At 54.7% G+C, this 19,427-nt stretch carries 20 protein-coding genes and 1 pseudogene; all 21 read left to right on the top strand.

Translation table 11 applies throughout. The annotated features are described in order from the left end of the window. Positions 1-14 precede the first annotated feature (14 nt). The 21 genes and pseudogenes from A0V43_RS02735 (at position 15) to A0V43_RS02835 (ending at position 19,418) form a co-directional block, all read left to right on the top strand. On the top strand, positions 15-1,949 hold the full coding sequence (locus tag A0V43_RS02735) for a stage V sporulation protein D (protein ID WP_060787941.1): 1,935 nt from the start codon (positions 15-17) through the stop codon (positions 1,947-1,949). A gap of 113 nt (positions 1,950-2,062) precedes the next feature. Further along, positions 2,063-3,532: a UDP-N-acetylmuramoyl-L-alanyl-D-glutamate--2,6-diaminopimelate ligase gene (locus tag A0V43_RS02740; protein ID WP_020756474.1), complete on the top strand. Its 1,470-nt coding sequence runs from the start codon at positions 2,063-2,065 to the stop codon at positions 3,530-3,532. Then, positions 3,529-3,984 carry a hypothetical protein gene (locus A0V43_RS02745; protein ID WP_063192327.1) on the top strand — a complete coding sequence of 152 codons (456 nt, stop codon included), beginning with the start codon at positions 3,529-3,531 and terminating at the stop codon, positions 3,982-3,984. Before A0V43_RS02740 ends, A0V43_RS02745 begins: the two co-directional genes overlap by 4 nt. After that, positions 3,969-4,943, top strand: coding sequence for a phospho-N-acetylmuramoyl-pentapeptide-transferase (gene mraY / locus A0V43_RS02750; protein ID WP_063192328.1), 975 nt, complete (start codon positions 3,969-3,971; stop codon positions 4,941-4,943). Before A0V43_RS02745 ends, mraY begins: the two co-directional genes overlap by 16 nt. Then, positions 4,944-6,299 (top strand): UDP-N-acetylmuramoyl-L-alanine--D-glutamate ligase, encoded by a 1,356-nt coding sequence (murD, locus tag A0V43_RS02755; protein WP_063192329.1) that lies wholly within the window; start codon positions 4,944-4,946, stop codon positions 6,297-6,299. It abuts the gene before it with no gap. Positions 6,300-6,352: 53 nt separating this feature from the next. Further along, positions 6,353-7,453, top strand: coding sequence for a stage V sporulation protein E (spoVE, locus tag A0V43_RS02760; RefSeq protein ID WP_063192330.1), 1,101 nt, complete (start codon positions 6,353-6,355; stop codon positions 7,451-7,453). A gap of 212 nt (positions 7,454-7,665) precedes the next feature. Continuing rightward, positions 7,666-8,451 (top strand): cell division protein DivIB, encoded by a 786-nt coding sequence (gene divIB / locus A0V43_RS02765; RefSeq protein WP_206501578.1) that lies wholly within the window; start codon positions 7,666-7,668, stop codon positions 8,449-8,451. After that, a complete protein-coding gene (locus A0V43_RS02770) occupies positions 8,432-9,136 on the top strand; it encodes a DUF881 domain-containing protein (protein ID WP_015374359.1) in 705 nt (234 codons plus the stop codon). Before divIB ends, A0V43_RS02770 begins: the two co-directional genes overlap by 20 nt. A 28-nt stretch (positions 9,137-9,164) precedes the next feature. Further along, complete coding sequence (locus tag A0V43_RS02775; protein ID WP_063192332.1) at positions 9,165-9,881, top strand: DUF881 domain-containing protein; 717 nt, start codon at positions 9,165-9,167, stop codon at positions 9,879-9,881. 1 nt (position 9,882) lies between these two features. After that, on the top strand, positions 9,883-10,245 hold the full coding sequence (locus A0V43_RS02780) for a small basic family protein (RefSeq protein ID WP_025949767.1): 363 nt from the start codon (positions 9,883-9,885) through the stop codon (positions 10,243-10,245). 195 nt (positions 10,246-10,440) lie between these two features. After that, the gene (gene ftsA / locus A0V43_RS02785; protein ID WP_063193790.1) at positions 10,441-11,709 is read left to right on the top strand and encodes a cell division protein FtsA; all 1,269 of its coding nucleotides are present in this window, start codon (positions 10,441-10,443) and stop codon (positions 11,707-11,709) included. A 27-nt stretch (positions 11,710-11,736) separates the two neighbouring features. Further along, the gene (ftsZ, locus tag A0V43_RS02790; protein ID WP_015374363.1) at positions 11,737-12,870 is read left to right on the top strand and encodes a cell division protein FtsZ; all 1,134 of its coding nucleotides are present in this window, start codon (positions 11,737-11,739) and stop codon (positions 12,868-12,870) included. Between the two features lie 377 nt (positions 12,871-13,247). After that, positions 13,248-14,162, top strand: coding sequence for a sigma-E processing peptidase SpoIIGA (gene spoIIGA / locus A0V43_RS02795; RefSeq protein ID WP_063192333.1), 915 nt, complete (start codon positions 13,248-13,250; stop codon positions 14,160-14,162). 52 nt (positions 14,163-14,214) lie between these two features. Then, positions 14,215-14,934, top strand: a complete 720-nt coding sequence (sigE, locus tag A0V43_RS02800) for an RNA polymerase sporulation sigma factor SigE (protein ID WP_013145838.1) — start codon at positions 14,215-14,217, stop codon at positions 14,932-14,934. Between the two features lie 119 nt (positions 14,935-15,053). Further along, complete coding sequence (sigG, locus tag A0V43_RS02805) at positions 15,054-15,833, top strand: RNA polymerase sporulation sigma factor SigG (RefSeq protein WP_011230628.1); 780 nt, start codon at positions 15,054-15,056, stop codon at positions 15,831-15,833. Between the two features lie 95 nt (positions 15,834-15,928). Next, positions 15,929-16,171: a YlmC/YmxH family sporulation protein gene (locus A0V43_RS02810; protein WP_013145837.1), complete on the top strand. Its 243-nt coding sequence runs from the start codon at positions 15,929-15,931 to the stop codon at positions 16,169-16,171. A gap of 137 nt (positions 16,172-16,308) precedes the next feature. Next, positions 16,309-17,133, top strand: a complete 825-nt coding sequence (gene pgeF, locus A0V43_RS02815) for a peptidoglycan editing factor PgeF (protein ID WP_063192334.1) — start codon at positions 16,309-16,311, stop codon at positions 17,131-17,133. Continuing rightward, a pseudogene (locus tag A0V43_RS02820) lies at positions 17,130-17,803 on the top strand (YggS family pyridoxal phosphate-dependent enzyme). Before pgeF ends, A0V43_RS02820 begins: the two are co-directional and overlap by 4 nt. Positions 17,804-17,816: 13 nt before the next feature. Beyond that, positions 17,817-18,245: a cell division protein SepF gene (locus A0V43_RS02825; protein ID WP_025949774.1), complete on the top strand. Its 429-nt coding sequence runs from the start codon at positions 17,817-17,819 to the stop codon at positions 18,243-18,245. Positions 18,246-18,248: 3 nt separating this feature from the next. Then, positions 18,249-18,521, top strand: a complete 273-nt coding sequence (locus A0V43_RS02830) for a YggT family protein (RefSeq protein WP_011230633.1) — start codon at positions 18,249-18,251, stop codon at positions 18,519-18,521. A gap of 123 nt (positions 18,522-18,644) precedes the next feature. Continuing rightward, complete coding sequence (locus A0V43_RS02835) at positions 18,645-19,418, top strand: YlmH family RNA-binding protein (RefSeq protein ID WP_063192335.1); 774 nt, start codon at positions 18,645-18,647, stop codon at positions 19,416-19,418. The last annotated feature ends 9 nt before the right edge of the window (positions 19,419-19,427 follow it).

Genomic DNA, 19,427 nt, shown 5'->3' on the forward strand with positions numbered 1-19,427 from the left:
GGAGGTTCCGCCATATGCGCGTATCGTACGTTACCGTGCGCAAGCGGTTGACGATCGTGTTTTTGATCGGGATTTTGATTTTTGCCATTATCGATCTCCGTCTCGGCTACGTCCAATTTTGGCTCGGCGATCTATTAGCGGAACGGGCGAAAGGGCTATGGGGCCGGAACATTCCGTTTGAGCCGAAGCGAGGCGAAATTTTGGACCGCAACGGCGTCCCGCTGGCGACGAACATGAGCGCGCCGACGGTGTATGTCATTCCGCGGCAAGTCAAAAACCCGGCAGAGGCGGCGAAAAAGCTGGCGGGGGTGCTGGGCGGTTCGGTCGAATCCATCTATAAACAAATCACGCAAAAAACGTCGATCGTCCGCCTGAAAGAAGGGCGGAAAATTTCCGATGAAAAAGCGGCGAATGTGCGCTCTCTCGACTTGGATGGGGTGTATATCGCTGAAGATACGAAGCGCTACTATCCGTTTGGCAGCTATTTGTCGCACGTGCTCGGCTTCACCGGCATTGACAACCAAGGGCTCACCGGGTTGGAGCTGTATTATGACAAGGAACTGAGGGGCGAGCGCGGCTCCGTGCAGTTTTATTCCGATGCGAAAGGGCGGCGCATGCCCGATATCGCTGATGACTATACGCCGCCGACTGACGGCTTGAATTTGGTGTTGACGATCGATTCGCGCATTCAGACGATCATGGAGCGCGAACTTGACATCGCGGAGGCGAAATACAATCCGGACGGCATCATCGCGATCGCCATGGACCCGAACACCGGTGAAATTTTGGCGATGGCGAGCCGGCCGACGTTCAATCCAGCGGATTACCGGAGCGTTCCTCCGGAAATTTACAACCGCAACTTGCCGATTTGGAGCACGTACGAACCGGGATCGACGTTTAAAATCATTACGCTGGCCGCGGCGCTTGAGGAACATAAGGTGAATTTGCTGAAAGACCATTTCTTTGACCCGGGCTACGCCAAAGTAGCCGGCGCTACGCTTCGCTGCTGGAAAAAAGGCGGCCACGGAGATCAGACGTTTTTGGAAGTCGTGCAAAACTCGTGCAACCCGGGGTTTGTCGAGCTTGGCGAGCGGCTTGGAAAGGAGACGTTGTTTCGTTACATTAAGCAATTCGGTTTTGGTGAGAAAACGGGCATCGACTTGCAAGGCGAAGGAACAGGCATTTTGTTTGATTTGAAACGGGTTGGGCCGGTGGAACTGGCAACGACGGCGTTTGGCCAAGGAGTGTCGGTGACGCCGATCCAGCAAGTCGCTGCCGTGTCGGCGGCAATCAATGGCGGCATTTTGTACACTCCGTACATTGCCAAGCAGTGGGTCGACCCGGAAACAGGAGAGATCGTTCGCCGCAACACGCCAAAAGCGAAACGGCGCGTCATTTCCGAGGAAACATCGAAACAAGTCCGTTACGCACTTGAGAGCGTCGTCGCTCAAGGAACAGGGAAAAAGGCGTATGTCGAAGGGTACCGCGTCGGTGGAAAAACGGGAACGGCGCAAAAGGCGCAAGGCGGCCGCTATTTGCAAAACAACCATATCGTTTCGTTCATCGGCTTCGCTCCGGCGGATGACCCGAAGCTTGTCGTGTACGTCGCCGTCGACAACCCGAAAGGAACGGTTCAGTTCGGCGGCACGGTCGCTGCCCCGATTGTGGGGAAAATTATGGAAGATAGTTTGCGCACGTTGGGCGTGAAGCCCCGCAAAGACCAGCTCGAGAAGGAGCGCGACTGGAACGAGCCGAAAGTCATTGAAGTGCCAAACTTGATCGGAATGACAAAAAATGATTTGCAAGAGCAGCTTTTTGACTTAAAATTAGATGTTAGTGGCGAGGGAGATGTCGTTGTGGAACAATCCCCGAAGCCAGGGGCGAAAGTGAAAGAAGGCTCAACGGTCCGCATTTATTTGGCGAAACGCGAAGCGGCGGAAGAACGGTAAGACGAACGTGCAAGGGGCGACCGATGCGATGACACATCGGGTTGGTTGTGCCCCTTTTTCCGCTGTCTGCCTAACGGAGCGGACGATTTCGAAGCGAAAGGGATGAACGAAATATGAAACTGCTGACGCTGCTGTCACACTTGCCCGGTTTTTGGGTGCACCATGGAGGCAATCCCGATATCGTGGCGCTCGAAATGGACTCGCGCCGCGTTGCCCCCGGTTCTCTCTTTTTTTGCCTTAAAGGGTTTACAGTAGACGGACACGACTTTGCCGAGGAAGCGGTGGCGCGCAAAGCGGCGGCGATCGTGGCCGAGCGACCGCTTTCCGTTGATGTTCCCGTCGTTCTTGTGTCGGATAGCCGGCGGGCGATGGCGATTTTAGCGGACGCATTTTACGGACGGCCGACCCACCGCCTTCATTTAATTGGAGTGACAGGCACAAACGGCAAGACGACGACAACGTCGATCATCGAACAAATCGCGAGAAAAGCCGGCAAGAAAACAGGGCTCATTGGCACGGTTCACATCAAGGTCGGCGACCGCTCCTATCCGGCGGCCAATACGACGCCGGAGTCGCTCATTTTGCAGCGCACGTTTAAACAGATGGTCGATGAAGGAGTGGAGTTTGTCGCCATGGAAGTGTCGTCGCACGCGCTGCACCAAGGGCGGGTGCATGGCTGCGATTACGATGTGGCCGTCTTTACGAACTTAACGCAAGACCATTTGGATTATCACGGGACAATGGAAGAATATCGGAACGCCAAAGGGCTTTTGTTCGCCCAGCTCGGCAACCGCTACGACGAACGGCGGCCGAAATTTGCCGTTCTCAATCATGACGATCCGGTTTCGCAGTATTATAAACATATGACGGCCGCGCCGATCGTCACATACGGGATGAGGGAAAAAAGCGATGTGATGGCGGAACAGATCCGCATGACCGCAGGCGGCATGGCGTTTCGGCTGTGCACGCCGCACGGATCGGCGGCGGTCGAAACGAAACTTGTCGGCTCGTTCAATGTCTATAACATTCTCGCCGCTGCCGCTGCCTGCCTTGCCTCTGGCTTTTCGCTTGAAACGATCGCCGCGGCGCTTGCGGATGTCGAGCCGGTGCCGGGTCGGTTTGAAACGGTTGATGAAGGGCAAAACTTTACGATCATCGTCGATTACGCCCACACGCCGGACAGTTTAGAAAATGCCTTAAAAACGGTGCGCCAATTGGCGAAGCGAAACGTGTATGTCGTCATCGGCTGCGGCGGCGACCGCGACCGGTCGAAACGCCCGCTCATGGCGCAGGTGGCGGTGCGGTATGCGGATGTCGCTATTTTTACCTCCGACAATCCGCGCTCGGAAGACCCGCAGCAAATTTTGCGCGACATGGAAGCGGGAGTAAGCGCTGAGGTCGGAAAGCATGTGACGATTCCTGACCGTGAAGAGGCGATCCGCTACGCCATTGGCCAGGCGCAGGAAGGCGATGTTGTGTTGATTGCCGGCAAGGGGCATGAAACGTATCAAATCATTGGCAATGATGTGATTGAGTTTGACGATCGTGCTGTTGCCCGAGCGGCAGTGAAGGAGAGAGGATGACGATGATCGCATACAGGATGGTGCAATCGATGGCGGTGGAGGCGCGCGGCATTGTCGATGAAACGATTTGTTTTCATGCCGTGTTCGTCGATCCGATCCAGCAGGTGAAGAAAGGATTGTTCGTCCCGCTTGAGCGTGGGGCGGAAACATTGAAAACAGCGATTGAACACGGGGCGATCGGTTCGTTTTGGCCTCTTGGCGAACCGTTGCCGCGCTACATTCCTAACCAATTTCCACTTTTTTTCGTTCCGTCGCCGCTCGAGGCGGCCGCGGCATTGCTTGAACGGTATTTAGAGCAAGGCGGCGAGAGGGAGGCGCAGTTTTTCTTCGAGCTTCCCGAAGACAGCCCCATCGCTGGGGAGGCCGTGCGTCGCCGGTTGGCGAAATTGAAGAAGCGATGGCTGGACGCTCGGCCGTTTAAAGGATGTGACAATGCATGCGAGAACAAGTGATCATCATGGCCATGGCGGCTTCCTTTCTCATCACTGTCATTTTATCGCCGCTGTTCATTCCGTTTTTGCGGCGGTTGAAATTCGGACAAAGCATCCGCGAGGAAGGGCCGAAGTCGCATCAAAAAAAATCAGGCACGCCGACGATGGGCGGCATCATGATTTTGTTGGCGATTGTGGCGACGACCCTATGGATTACGCCGAGAATCGCCGGCTTGTCGACGAGGACGTATTTGCTGTTGTTGGTCACCGTCGGCTATGGGGTGCTCGGCTTCCTCGACGATATGATCAAAGTCGTGATGAAGCGAAATCTTGGCTTGACGAGCCGGCAAAAATTTATCGGCCAGCTCCTGATCGCAGCCATCTTTTTTGCCGTCTACCGCCAAAGCGGCTTTTCGACGGTGTTACATATTCCCGGCGCCGATTGGTCGGTCGACCTTGGATGGACGTACGGTGTGCTCTTGTTGTTCATGCTTGTCGGCAGCTCGAACGCCGTCAACTTGACCGATGGGCTTGACGGGCTGCTTGCCGGAACAGCGGCGATCGCCTTTGGCGCTTATGCTGTCTTGGCTTGGAATCAAGGCCAGTACGATGTCGCTGTATTTTGCGTTGCTGTTGTTGGCGCCGTGCTTGGCTTTTTAGTGTTTAACGCCCACCCGGCGAAAGTGTTTATGGGCGACACTGGCTCGCTCGCACTTGGCGGGGCGATCGCCGCTGTCGCTGTCCTGACGAAGCTTGAATTGTTGCTTGTCATCATCGGCGGTGTGTTTGTCATCGAGACGCTGTCGGTCATCATTCAAGTGGCTTCGTTCAAAACGACGGGACGGCGCGTGTTCCGCATGAGTCCGCTTCATCATCATTATGAGCTTGTCGGCTGGTCAGAATGGCGGATCGTTGTGACGTTTTGGGCCGTCGGCCTTTTATTTGCGATGCTAGCAATTTATATCGAGGTGTGGATGTAATTGAAACCGACTCGTTTTTATCAACATCGTCGTGTGCTTGTCATTGGATTGGCGAAAAGCGGAGCGGCGGCAGCTCGGCTTCTTGCGGAGTTAGGCGCTAAGGTCGTCGTCAATGATCAAAAGCCGCTTTCGGAAAACATGGAGGCCAAGCAGCTTGAACCGCTCGGCATTCGCGTCGTTTGCGGCGGTCATCCGCTTGAACTGCTTGATGAGCCGTTTGACCTTGTCGTGAAAAACCCGGGCATTCCGTACACGAACCCGATGGTGAAAAAGGCGCTTGAGAAGGGGCTTCCGGTTGTGACCGAAGTGGAGCTTGCTTATCACATTTCCGAAGGGCCGTTTATCGGCATCACCGGGTCCAACGGAAAAACGACGACGACGACGCTCATTTACGAAATGTTAAAAGCGGATGGCCAAGATCCGCTGCTTGCCGGCAACATCGGCCTTGTCGCCTGCGAGGTGGCGAGGGAAGCAAAGCCGGGGCAATGGCTTGTCACGGAACTGTCTTCGTTCCAGCTTGCCGGCATTGACAAGTTTCGCCCAACCATTGCGGTTTTGCTCAATATTTTCGACGCCCACTTGGACTACCACGGAACGAAAGAGGCGTATGCAGCGGCAAAGGCGAACATTTTCCGCAATCAAACGGAGCGCGATTATGCCGTCGTCAATGCCGACGATCCGCTCGTGATGAACATTGCCTCCTCGGTTCGATCGCAAAAAGTGCTGTTTTCGGCGACGAAGCTTCTTGGCGAAGGGGCGTACGTTCAAGATGGCGCCATCTATTGGAACGGTGATCCCGTTATCAGAATCGCTGACATCGTTCTTCCTGGACAGCACAATTTGGAAAACATTTTAGCGGCGGTGGCGGCCGCCAAGCTGGCCGGCGCCAGTGATGAGGCGATCCGCCAGGTGCTGGCGACGTTTTCCGGCGTGAAACATCGGCTTCAGTATGTGGCGGAAATTGACGGCCGGCGGTTTTACAACGACTCGAAAGCGACGAACATCTTAGCGACGCAAAAGGCGCTTTCAGCGTTTGCGGGCGAGCCGGTCATTTTGTTGGCCGGCGGGCTTGACCGCGGCAATGAGTTTGATGATCTTCTCCCGTATTTGCAACAGGTGAAGGCGGTCGTACTGTTCGGCCAGACGGCGGATAAAATCGGCCGCATCGCCCAAAAAGCGGGAATAGAAACGATCCGATATGTCGATAATGTGGAAAAAGCCGTCCCGGTTGCTTTCGAGCTTTCCGAGCCGGGCGACGTCATTTTGCTCTCTCCAGCATGCGCCAGCTGGGATCAATACAAAACTTTCGAGGAGAGAGGGGACATTTTTATCAATGCCGTGCATAAGTTGAAATAGAGGGAAAGGGACAGCCCTTCCCCTCTAGTTTACAAAAATAGAGGTGTTGGGCATTGCCGCGGAAAAAGTCTGCGCCAGATTTTTTGCTCATGATTTTGACGTTTTCGCTCTTGGCCATCGGACTTATTATGGTGTACAGCGCGAGCGCCATTTGGGCGGAATACAAATTCAACGATTCATTTTTCTTCGCCAAGCGCCAGCTATTGTTTGCGGGCGTCGGCATAATCGCGATGTTTTTTGTCATGAACATCGATTATTGGGTGTGGCGCGACTGGTCGAAAGTGTTGCTTGGCGTCTGTTTTGTGCTGCTCGTTCTTGTGCTCATTCCCGGCATCGGCATGGTTCGCAACGGGTCGCGCAGCTGGATCGGCGTCGGGGCGTTTTCGATCCAGCCGTCCGAGTTTATGAAGCTGGCGATGATCGCGTTTTTAGCCAAATATTTATCGGAAAACCAAAAAAAAATCACGTCATTTAAACAAGGACTGTTGCCGGCGCTTTTGCTTGTGTTTGCCGCGTTCGGCATGATTATGCTGCAGCCGGACTTAGGAACGGGCGCCGTTATGGTTGGCACGTGCGTGACGATGATTTTCGTCGCCGGCGCCCGTCTCAGCCATTTTGCCGGGCTTGGTGTTTTGGGGCTCGCTGGGCTTGCCGCCCTCATCCTGTCGGCTCCCTATCGAATCAAGCGGATTACATCGTTTTTAAACCCATGGGAAGATCCGCTTGGAAGCGGATTTCAAATCATCCAGTCGCTGTACGCCATTGGGCCGGGCGGTTTGTTCGGCCTTGGGCTCGGGCAGAGCCGACAAAAGTTTTTTTACTTGCCGGAGCCGCAAACCGACTTTATTTTCGCCATTTTAGCTGAAGAGCTCGGCTTTATCGGTGGTTCACTCGTTCTCCTGCTCTTTGCCCTTCTTCTTTGGCGCGGCGTGCGCATTGCCCTTGGCGCCCCTGACTTGTACGGAAGTTTTTTGGCGCTTGGCATTATTTCGATGATCGCGATTCAAGTGATGATCAATATCGGCGTTGTGACGGGACTGATGCCCGTTACCGGCATCACGCTCCCGTTTTTAAGCTACGGCGGATCGTCGCTGACGTTGATGCTGATGGCCATCGGCGTGCTGCTTAATATCAGCAGGCATGCCCGGTATTAGGCAAGCGGCGGATGTCCGCCGTTTTTTTGGCGTCTCTCGAACGCAGCCCATCGTCGAACGGTGCCGGCAAATGCGATAAAAACAGGCTCTCTCTTGCATTCATTTGTGATATAATGAAAATAAGTGCAAAAACAAAGAAACGGCAGCGGATGCCGTTTGTTTTTATACCGGTCGTTTCAGCGCGGGCGTTGAAGAAGAAAGCGGGGAATGCGATGGAAAAGGGAAAAGTCGTCGTCCTGGAGGACCGCGTGCCGAAACTGAAGGAGCGGCGCCGCCAGAAAGCGAACCGCCGGCTCATTGCGTACTTATCTTTCTTTTTTCTATTTATTTTGTGCGTCCTTTACTTCCAGTCGCCGCTTGGCGCTGTCGGGCATGTGGAAGTGAGCGGCAACCGTCATCTCACAGCGGAGCGCATCATCAGCTTAAGCGGTATTACGAAGCGGACAAGCTTTTGGAAAGTGAATGAACAAAATGTAGAAGAAAAGCTCACTCGCCATCCAGAAATTAAGGAGGCAACAGTGGAAAAACAGCTGCCGAACACGATCGTCATCCACGTCCGCGAATGGCGGCGAATCGCTTATGTGTATGACCGGCAAACGTTTTTTCCATTGCTTGAAAACGGGCGGCTGTTAAAGCAAGAAGGGACGAAGACGGCGCCAAGCGATGCGCCGGTGCTTGTCGGCTGGAAAGACGGCGACGCCATTGCTGAAATGACGGGGCAGCTCGCCGAACTGCCCGCGGCCGTGCTGGGCGCCATGTCGGAAATTCACTACAAGCCGACGAGGGAATATGAAGACCGCGTCATCGTCTACATGAATGACGGTTATGAAGTAAGCGCGACAATCCGGCAATTTGCGGACAAGCTGTCGCATTATCCGGCGATTGCCGCCGCGCTTGACCGAAACGTCAAAGGAGTCATTCATTTGGAAGTCGGCAGCTATTTTGTTCCTTACTCCCCGCCGAAAAAGGAGGATGGCGATGAAACGACAAGCCCGTAGCCGCCTCCTGCTGACGTTGATCTGCTTGATCTTCGGCGTCATGCTCGGGTTCTCGTACCAACATGCGAAAAACGAAGCATCCCGCCGCGAATGGAGCGACAGCGAGTGGAAAAAAGAGTACGAATATCGCTCGGCGCTTCTTGCTTTGCAAAAAGAAAACCGGTCGCTCAAGCAGCAGCTTGTCAAAAAGCAGGAGGAGCTGGCTGCATGGGAGAAGAAGCTGGCCGCGGAGCAGGAGAACGAGGCCGGATTGGCAAAAGAAGCGGAACAGCTGCGCATGCATGTCGGAAAAGCGAGGGTGAAAGGGAAAGGTGTAGCAGTCACCCTTTCCGATTCCTCTTATATCCCCTCTGAAGCGAGCGCTACCAATTATATCGTTCACGAACAGCACGTATGGAAAGTTGTTCACGAGTTGCTCATTTCCGGCGCCGAAGCGGTCGCGATTAATGGGCAGCGCATTTCCCACCGTTCATACATCGTCTGCAACGGCCCAGTCATTGAGGTCGATGGAACGCAACATGCCGCTCCGTTTGTCATTTCGGCCATTGGCAATCCGGACGTGCTCATGTCCGCTCTAGAGCTTCCCGGCGGCATCGTCGACGAACTTGTCGAAGACCATATCGACGTAAAAGTGGAAAAGCAAGGAGCGATCGTGTTGGATCCGGTGTTTGCGCCCGAGCCGTAAAACGGGCGGAAAGGGGCGATAAAGCGCATTGGAACGGAAAAATCGATTCTATTTTGCCGGCGTAGCTGCCATATTCGGTGTGATGCTGGCCGTCGGGCTTCGGACGACGCTGCATCCAGAAGGACGCGACACGCGCGACATTTGGGAGTTGCGCGCCGATTTGACAAAAGAGCAGAAGCTTGAACAACGGCTGCTTGAGGAGCTAGAGAGTTACGAGGAAACATTGCGCCGCTACCGGCGGGAACACGAGGCGGGCGGCGCGACAGAGCTTGAAGCGACAGTCGCGAAGCTGAGGGAAGAAGCCGGGCTGACAGAAGTGAGAGGAAGCGGTCTCGTGTTGACGATCGCGCCGCTTTCGGCGGCCGGCTACGTTGGTCCGGCCGCTGCCGCCGTATCGCCCGAGCTATTGCAACGGTTAGTGAATGAGTTGAACAAATACGGGGCGAAAGAAATCGCCATCGACGGTGAGCGACTGACGAACCGGACGGCCATTCGCGATGTCAATGGCGCAACGAAAGTCGGGAGCCGCTCAGTGAGGCTGCCAGTCGAAGTGAGAGCAATCGCCGATGATGCGGACAAGCTGTACAGCGGGCTCGCCGTTTCGCCGATCCGCGATGATTTCGCCGTGGAAAACTTGGAGCTGTCCATATCCAAGCCCCAGCCGCTCGTTGTCATTCCGCCCGCGGCTAGCCGCCCTGATGTGAAATACATGGAGACAGAAAACGGCGGCAAGGAGGAGAAATAGCATGTGGCTTCCGCTTCTCGGATTGCTTCTTGGGTTTGCCATCGGCGTTCTCGCCGGCTGGGAAGTTCCCGATGAATATTCACATTATTTGTCGATTGCCATTTTGGCCGCCTTTGATACATTAATCGGAGGGTGGCGCGCCTACCTGCAGCGGACGTACGACGAAACCGTATTTATAACCGGGTTTTTTTTCAACATTGTTCTGGCCGCAACTTTAACTTTTCTTGGGGTGCATCTTGGTGTAGACTTGTATTTAGCGGCTGTGTTCGCCTTCGGCGTCCGCTTGTTTCAAAACATTGCCATCATCCGCCGCCTTTGGCTTGCTGAGTGGGCCAAGCGGCGGTACAACCGCGAAAAAAGTTAGGCAAAAGACAGGGAAAGTGTTTTCGCGTGTTGAATTATATGGGGTAAAACAAAATATCGTGTTGTTGCGAAACTCGCAAACTAGACATAGACCAATAGACAAAGAGATGGGAAATTTCAGCCGAAAAAGGAGGTGTCGCTGCTTACTGAAACGCCGGCCGGCACCGGCGCGTTTTTAGTAGGCAGATGCCAAAAAATGAGCAGCAATGAGATCGTCGTTAGCCTGGATGTCGGAACATCGAGCGTGAAAGTCATCATCGGGGAAATGCTAGGCAGCTCCATCAATATTATCGGGGTGGGCAATGTCAAAGCGGAAGGGCTCAAAAAAGGGGCGATTGTTGATATAGATAAAACGGTGCAGTCGATCAGACGGGCCGTCGAGCAAGCGGAGCGGATGGTCGGTTTATCGATCCGCCGTGTGATCGTCGGGGTGGCCGGCAGCCATATTCAGCTCCATGACTGCCACGGCATTGTCGCCGTCGCGAGCGAAAACCGGGAAATCAGCGATGAAGATGTCGCCCGCGTCATCGATGCCGCGCAAGTCGTCTCGATTCCTCCCGATCGGGAAATCATCGGCGTCGTTCCGCGCCAGTTTATCGTCGATGGGTTGGACGGCATTCATGATCCGCGCGGTATGCTCGGCGTCCGCTTGGAAATGGAAGGCACTATGGTGACGGGTGCGAAGACGGTATTACATAATCTTCTTCGCTGTGTGGAGCGGGCAGGCTTGGAAATCAGCGATATTTGTCTTCAGCCGCTGGCGGCCGGTTCGCTCGTGCTGTCCGATGACGAACGGCATTTGGGGGCGGCGCTCGTTGACCTGGGAGGCGGCTCGACAACGGTCGCTGTCTTTGAGCAAGGGACGTTGCAAGCTGTCTCTTCGCTGCCGGTCGGCGGGGAGCACATTACGAAAGACTTGGCCATCGGATTGCGGACGACAACGGACGATGCCGAAAAAATCAAACTGAGGCACGGACATGCATTTTACGACTACGCTTCGGAGGAAGAAGTGTTCAGCGTGCCGATCATGGGCACCGATCAACACCAGCAGTTCAGCCAGCTGGAGATCGCCGATATTATTGAGGCGAGACTGGAAGAAATTTTGCAAATGGTTCAGCAGGAAGTGCGTCGTCTCGGGTTTCGCGATCTCCCCGGCGGCTATGTGCTGACCGGTGGCGTCGCCAATATGCCAGGGTTGCTTGAGCTGGCCCACGTCGTTTTAGGGACGAGCGTCCGCATTGCCATGCCGGATTATATCGGTGTGCGCGACCCGCAGTATACGATCGGCGTTGGCTTGCTCAAGTTCGCCTACCGGCAGGCGCAGCTGCAAGGGAAAACGGTCCCGGCTGCCGCTGCGGTGGAGCCGGTCGAGCGCTCCTCGCCAAAACAGCAGTCGAAACCGAAAAAGAAAGAAGACCATTTTGGGAAGAAGGTCAAGAAATTTTTCGGTTCTTTCTTTGAATAGAGATTGAAATTTTAGGAGGATTTGGCCATGTTGGAGTTTGAGACAACAGTCGATCAGTTGGCAACGATCAAGGTGATTGGAGTCGGGGGCGGCGGCAACAACGCCGTCAATCGGATGATTGAGCATGGGGTGCAAGGTGTAGAGTTTATTGCAGTCAATACGGATGCACAGGCGCTCAACTTGTCGAAGGCGCCGATCAAGCTGCAAATCGGGGCGAAGCTGACACGCGGCTTGGGCGCGGGAGCGAACCCAGAAGTTGGAAAAAAAGCAGCTGAGGAGAGCAAAGAGCAAATTGAAGAAGCGCTTCGCGGCGCCGATATGGTGTTTGTCACCGCTGGCATGGGCGGCGGCACGGGAACTGGGGCGGCGCCTGTCATCGCCCAAATTGCGCGCGAGTTAGGGGCGCTTACGGTCGGCGTTGTTACACGCCCGTTTACGTTTGAGGGGCGGAAGCGGGCGACGCAGGCCGCAAGCGGCATCGCCGCCATGAAAGAGGCGGTCGATACGCTCATCGTCATTCCGAACGACCGGCTGCTTGAGATTGTCGACAAAAATACGCCGATGCTTGAGGCGTTCCGCGAAGCGGACAATGTGCTGCGCCAAGGGGTGCAAGGCATTTCCGATTTGATCGCCGTGCCGGGGTTGATCAACCTTGACTTCGCTGATGTGAAGACGATCATGTCGAATAAAGGTTCGGCATTGATGGGGATTGGCATCGCCAGCGGCGAAAACCGAGCGGCTGAAGCAGCAAAAAAAGCCATTTCCAGCCCGCTGTTGGAGACGTCGATCGACGGCGCGCAAGGGGTGCTCATGAACATCACCGGCGGCATGAACTTAAGTTTGTACGAAGTGCAGGAGGCTGCCGACATCGTCGCTTCGGCGGCCGACCAAGAAGTGAACATGATCTTCGGCTCCGTTATTAATGAGGACTTAAAGGACGAGATCGTCGTGACGGTCATTGCGACCGGATTCAACGAAAACGTCGCTTCGCAGCCGCGGCCGCCGCGCATTGGCATCGGCACTGTGCCGAAAGCGGCGCCGGCGTCAAAGCGGGAAAAGCGCGAAGAGCCGATACAAGACTATGCGGCGCTCCGCTCGGGGCAAGCAGAAGATCCGCTTGACATTCCCGCTTTCTTGCGCAACCGCAACCGCCGCCGCTAGATGGCGAAACGAGGGTGTCCCAAAAGCAACGGGACACCCTTTCTTCATCACAAGATGCATGCACGAACGTGCACGAAGCACTTCGGTGAAACATATATTGTATCTCTCTTAAAGAAAGACGATCTTTTGAGACAGCCTCGCTTTTCCGATTAGGACTAAAAACTTCTCGCGTTGGCCGCCCGCTCTCTCGCAACGAAAGGGCGAAAAAGAGAAGGCGGGTTAGGCTTTCGTGCCGGCCGATTTGATCCGCCGTGGTTCCCCTGTTTTGACAAAACATCCCCTTTTTCACCGCCACCGATTGACAGACTTTCCCCGAAGAGATGCTATATACTTGTTTCAGATAAAGCCGATGTGGGCGGGGGGGAGGGGCTTGACGGTTGGTTGTCTATCTCGATGTCATTTGGCTGTTGAACGTCTGTTTTGACGCGTTGCTTCTTTGGCTGACGGCGCTCATGCTCAAACGGCCGATCGTCTGGTGGCGCCTGTTGGCCGGGGCGTTGATCGGTTCGCTGCTCGTTGTGCTGCTGTTTACCCCGTTTTCCGCCATCGCCCAGCACCCGTTGATAAAAGCAGCCGTTTCCGTGTTGATCGTATGGGCCGCCTTCGGCTTTAAGCGCCCGCGCTATTTGCTTGAAAATATGCTGGCGTTTTACTTTGCTACGTTCGCTGTCGGCGGCGGCATGCTGGCGGTTCATTATTTTTTCGCGCACCAACTGTCCGTCCGCCAAGGAATGCTTCTCATGCATCATCCCGGGGCGGGCGATCCGGTCAGCTGGCTGTTTGTTGTCATCGGGTTTCCGGTTTTATGGCTTTTTTCCCGCCGAAGGGTGGAGGCGATTCGCGAAAAAAAACTGCGGTTTGAACATATCATTGAGGTCAAGATCGTATGGGACGGGCGGCCGCTTATGCTGCGCGGCTTGATTGACAGCGGCAACCAGCTCGTCGATCCGTTGACAAAAACGCCGGTGATGGTAGTCGAACAGGAAAAAGCGAAGGCCGTGCTTCCGGAAGAGCTATTGGGTTGCCTCAGCGCTCACATGATGCTGGCTTCCCCGCCGGAGCGGTGGGTCCATCGCCTACGTCTCATTCCGTACCGCGCGGTCGGCAGCGGTCCACAAATCATGGCGGCGGTCAAGCCAGACCGCATTATGCTTCGGTATGAAAACGAATGGTTGGAAGTAGCGCAAGGGCTTGTGGCGCTAAGCGCTGATCCGCTGTCGACGGATGGGGAGTACGACTGCATCGTCCATCCGAAAATGGTGCAGGCGGGAAGAAAGCTGACCGCTTCGTAGGTTTTGTTAGTATATCATACTCGCTTTTGATCCGTTTAGAAGGGGGATTTTCATGAAAAAGTGGAAACTTCGTTTCATGTACTGGCTGTATAAGTTTTTGGCCAAGCTCGGCTTGAAGGCGGATGAAATTTATTATATCGGAGGCAGCGAAGCCCTCCCGCCGCCGCTGACAAAAGAAGAAGAGGAGCAGCTGATCGCCAGGCTCGCCGCCGGCGATGACACGGCGAGATCGCTTTTGATCGAACGCAATTTGCGTCTTGTCGTCTACATTGCGCGCAAGTTTGAAAACACCGGCATTCACATTGAAGATTTGATCAGCATTGGAACGATCGGCCTCATTAAGGCGGTCAACACGTTCAACCCAGAGAAGAAGATCAAGCTGGCGACATACGCGTCGCGCTGCATTGAAAACGAAATTTTAATGTATTTGCGCCGCAACAACAAAGTGCGGGCGGAAGTGTCGTTTGATGAACCGCTCAATATCGACTGGGATGGCAACGAGCTGTTGCTTTCCGACGTATTGGGAACGGAAGACGACGTGATTACGAAAGATTTGGAAGCGGATGTCGACCGGCGCTTGCTCTTAAACGCCTTGCGCCAGCTGAGCGACCGCGAGAAGCAAATTATGGAATTGCGTTTTGGCCTCTCCGGCGGCGAAGAAAAGACGCAAAAAGACGTCGCTGATTTGCTCGGCATTTCGCAATCGTACATATCACGGCTCGAGAAGCGGATCATTAAACGGTTGCGCAAAGAATTCAATAAAATGATGTAGCGGGCGGCGGGAGCGAAATTCCGCCGCTTTTTCCGCGTCGGACAGGCTGTGCATATTTTTCCCTTCCAAGGAGATACTGAAAACTGACGACTTAGCATCTCCTGATGGGAGGGAACAACTTGACGAGGAACAAAGTCGAGATTTGCGGCGTAGACACTTCGAAGCTTCCCGTCCTCAAAAATGAGGAAATGCGTGAACTGTTTCGACGGATGCATGAGGGGGATTTGGAGGCGAGAGAGAAATTAGTAAACGGCAACTTGCGCCTCGTGTTGAGCGTCATTCAGCGCTTCAACAACCGAGGCGAATTTGTCGATGATTTGTTTCAAGTCGGCTGCATCGGACTTATGAAATCGATTGATAATTTTGACCTCAATCAAAACGTGAAGTTTTCCACTTACGCAGTGCCGATGATCATCGGCGAAATACGCCGCTATTTGCGCGACAACAACCCGATCCGCGTTTCGCGCTCGCTGCGCGACATCGCCTACAAAGCGTTGCAAGTGCGAGAGCGGCTCATGAGCGAGACGGCGAAAGAACCGTCAACCGAGGAAATTGCCAAAGAACTCGGCGTCGCCCATGAGGAAGTGGTTTTTGCCCTCGATGCCATTCAAGATCCTGTTTCGTTGTTTGAGCCGATTTACAACGACGGCGGCGACCCGATTTATGTGATGGACCAGCTGAGCGATGAGCGCAACCGCGACAGCCAATGGATCGAAGAAATCGCCTTGAAGGAAGGGCTTCGGCGGTTGAATGAGCGGGAAAAAATGATCATCCGCAAACGCTTTTTCCAAGGAAAGACGCAAATGGAAGTGGCCGAGGAAATCGGCATTTCCCAAGCGCAAGTGTCCAGGCTCGAAAAAGCGGCGATCCGGCAAATGAATAAAAACATCCAAGTGTGACAGGCTGCAGGTGCAGCCTTTTTCTTTGGCACATAACTGCTCATTCGGCGTCATATAGATGAAAAAGAGGGAGAGGAAAGGCGGGGAGAAAAATCGTGATGAGAATTTCCGAATTTCAGACGAAAGATGTCGTCAATGTAGCCAATGGGAAGAAGCTTGGCAATATTGGGGACATTGATATTGATTTAGATACTGGAAAAATCCGCTCACTCATTATTTTAGGCGCCGGAAAGATGCTCGGGCTGTTCGGCCGCGAAGAGGCGGTCGTCATTCCATGGCAGAACATCGTCAAAATCGGAGCCGATGTTATTTTAGTCCGCCTTCATGATACGGATTGAATCCCGAGGATGGCCTAGGGTTGACAGCAATGTTTCGACAAAATCGCAAATAAAGGTTATCATGGACAAACAAACTATGATAAAATAGGAAAAAAAGTGATAAAAAACTACAAAAAGCAGCGTGAGGGTTGACGTGAATGCCGGACATTTTTCAACAAGAAGCCCGCGGCTGGCTCCGTTGCGGGGCGCCTCCGTTTGCTGGAGCCGTCGCTGGATTGACGACGAAACATGGCGGGGAGAGCAAAGGGCCGTTCGCCTCGCTGAATATGGGGCTGCATGTCGGCGATGACCGCACGGATGTCGTCAACAACCGCCGGCGCTTGGCGGAATGGCTTGCATTCCCGCTTGAGCGATGGGTATGTTGCGAACAAGTGCATGGTGCCGACATTCAGAAAGTGACGAAAAGTGACCGGGGGAACGGGGCGCAAGATTTCGCCACGGCGGTTTTAGGGGTCGATGGGTTGTATACAGACGAGGCGGGGGTATTGCTCGCGCTTTGTTTTGCCGATTGTGTGCCCATTTATTTTGTGGCGCCATCTGCTGGGTTAGTCGGCCTTGCTCATGCCGGGTGGCGGGGAACGGCGGGCGGCATCGCTGGTCACATGGTGCGGCTTTGGCAAACGCGCGAACACATCGCGCCGAGCGACATCTATGTTGCCATCGGACCTGCCATCGGTCCGTGCTGTTATACGGTTGACGACCGGGTCGTGGACAGTCTGCGTCCGACGCTTCCTCCGGAAAGCCCGTTGCCATGGCGGGAAACAAGCCCAGGGCAATATGCGCTCGACTTAAAGGAAGCCAACCGGCTTCAGTTGCTCGCGGCTGGCGTTCCGAACAGCCATATTTATGTGTCGGAACGCTGTACAAGCTGTGAGGAAGCGTTGTTTTTTTCCCACCGCCGCGACCGCGGAACGACCGGAAGGATGTTGGCGTTCATTGGCCGAAGGGAGGAATGGACATGACGGTGCGCGACAACTTGGCGGCCATTCGCCGAGAAATCGAGGCGGCCTGCGCCCGCGTCGGCCGCGATCCGGCCGGCGTGCGCATCGTGGCGGTCACCAAATATGTGGATGCAAAGCGGGCGCTTGAGGTGCTTGACGCCGGCATTGCCGACCTCGGCGAAAACCGCTCCGACCAATTGATTGAAAAGCATGCACGGATAGGAAATCAAGCGACGTGGCATTTCATTGGGACGCTTCAGTCGCGCAAAGTCAAAGACATTATTGATAAAGTCGATTACATTCATTCGCTCGACCGTCTGTCGCTCGCGAAAGAAATCGAAAAGCGGGCGGTGCGGCCGGTAAAATGTTTTGTTCAAGTGAACGTATCGGGCGAAGCGACCAAACACGGGCTCGCCCCGAAGAAACGATTCCGTTTATTGAACAGCTTCGCGCCTTTTCGCGCATCGAAGTCGTCGGATTGATGACGATGGCGCCGCATACCGGCGACGAAGCGATATTGCGCGCTTGCTTTCGCCAATTGCGGATGCTGAAGGAACGCGTTCAGGCGTTGGGAATGGCCCATGCGCCATGCACCGAACTGTCAATGGGCATGTCAAACGACTACACGATCGCCATCGAGGAAGGAGCGACATTTGTGCGCATCGGCAGCGCGCTTGTCGGATCATTGTAGGAGGTGAAACCGGATGGGGTTGATGAAAAAATTTCGCGATTATTTTTTAGAAGAAGACTACGAAGACTATGATGAAGAATATGAAGCGCCGCAGCCGGAAGAGGAGGCGCCGCTGAAGACGGCAGGCAAGGCGAACGTCGTCAGCCTGCAAAGCGTGCAAAAATCGGCGAAAGTCGTGCTTGCTGAGCCGAGGGTGTATGCGGAGGCGCAGGAGATCGCCGACCATTTGAAAAGCCGGCGCGCGGTCATCGTCAACTTGCAGCGCATCCAGCATGAGCAGGCGAAGCGGATCGTCGACTTTTTAAGCGGCACGGTGTACGCCATTGGCGGCGACATTCAGCAAGTCGGCACAAAAATTTTTTTATGCACCCCGGAAAACGTCGACGTCAGCGGCTCGATTTCGCTCGACGGCGAGGATGACAGACCGATGAAGAGGTGGTAGCCGTTGGATTATGTACTCACGTTTTTGACGACAGTGATTCAAGTGTACTCGTATGCGCTGATCATTTATATTTTAATGTCGTGGTTTCCCAATGCGCGCGAAACGCGGTTCGGACAGATGCTCGCCGCCATTTGCGAGCCGTATTTGGAGCCGTTTCGGCGCGTCATTCCGCCGCTTGGCATCATTGACGTCTCCCCAATCGTCGCGTTTATCGTTCTTGAATTCGCGACGAGAGGGCTTCACGCCCTGTTCGACATTCTTCAGTCGCAGTTTTAGGCTTCGTTTTGCGCGCACGGCGCCGCCGCTCTCCGTCTGGCAGGCAAAAAGGCGGAAGGGCGGAACTCGCAGAGAGGAATCCGTTGTGGGTTCCTTTCTTCCATGAAAGCAAGGTGACGTCGAGTGGAGCTGTATCAGCATTTTCGCAAAGAGGAACATCCGTTCATTGATCAAGTGCTCGAGTGGAAGGAGATGGTGAGCCGTCAGTACGCTCCGAAGCTGACCGATTTTCTCGATCCGCGTGAGCAGCAAATCGTGCAAAGCATCACGGGCGGCGATGGAGACGTGCGCGTGTTTTTTTTCGGAGGCGCCTCGTTTGTCGAGCGGAAGCGGGCGTTTCTCGCTCCGCCGTATATCGACCCTGAGGAAGAGGATTATGGCATTGTGCTGTTTGCCGTCCGCTATCCGGCGAAATTCGTTTCCCTTGAACATCGCGACGTGTTGGGGGCGCTGATGTCGCTTGGCTTGCGGCGCGGCAAGTTCGGCGATATTCTCGTCCAAGGAGAAGAGATCCAATTTTTTGCCGCCGCCGAGGTGGCTGATTACATCCGCCTCCATGTCGGGACGATCGGCAAAGCGCCGGTTTCGCTTGAGCCGCTGCCGCTGTCGGCTGCCATGCCGCTTGCCGAAACGTGGGAGGAAGGAACGGTCACGGTGTCTTCTCTAAGGCTCGATGCTGTGCTCGCTCAGGCGTTTCGCCTTGCGCGCGAGAAAGCGCGTGCGCTTGTTGAAAGCGGGCTTGTCAAAGTGAACTGGAAGGTGGTGGACAAGCCGGATTTCCTCTGCGGACCGGGCGATGTCCTGTCGGCGCGCGGTTTGGGCCGCTGCAAGCTGTTTTCGGTGGAAGGGCCGACGAAAAAAGAGCGCTGGCTCGTTCAGATCGGCCGACAAAAATAAGCAAATGAC

It is taken from the genome of Geobacillus sp. JS12 (assembly GCF_001592395.1).
GTDB classification, from domain to species: Bacteria; Bacillota; Bacilli; order Bacillales; family Anoxybacillaceae; genus Geobacillus; species Geobacillus zalihae.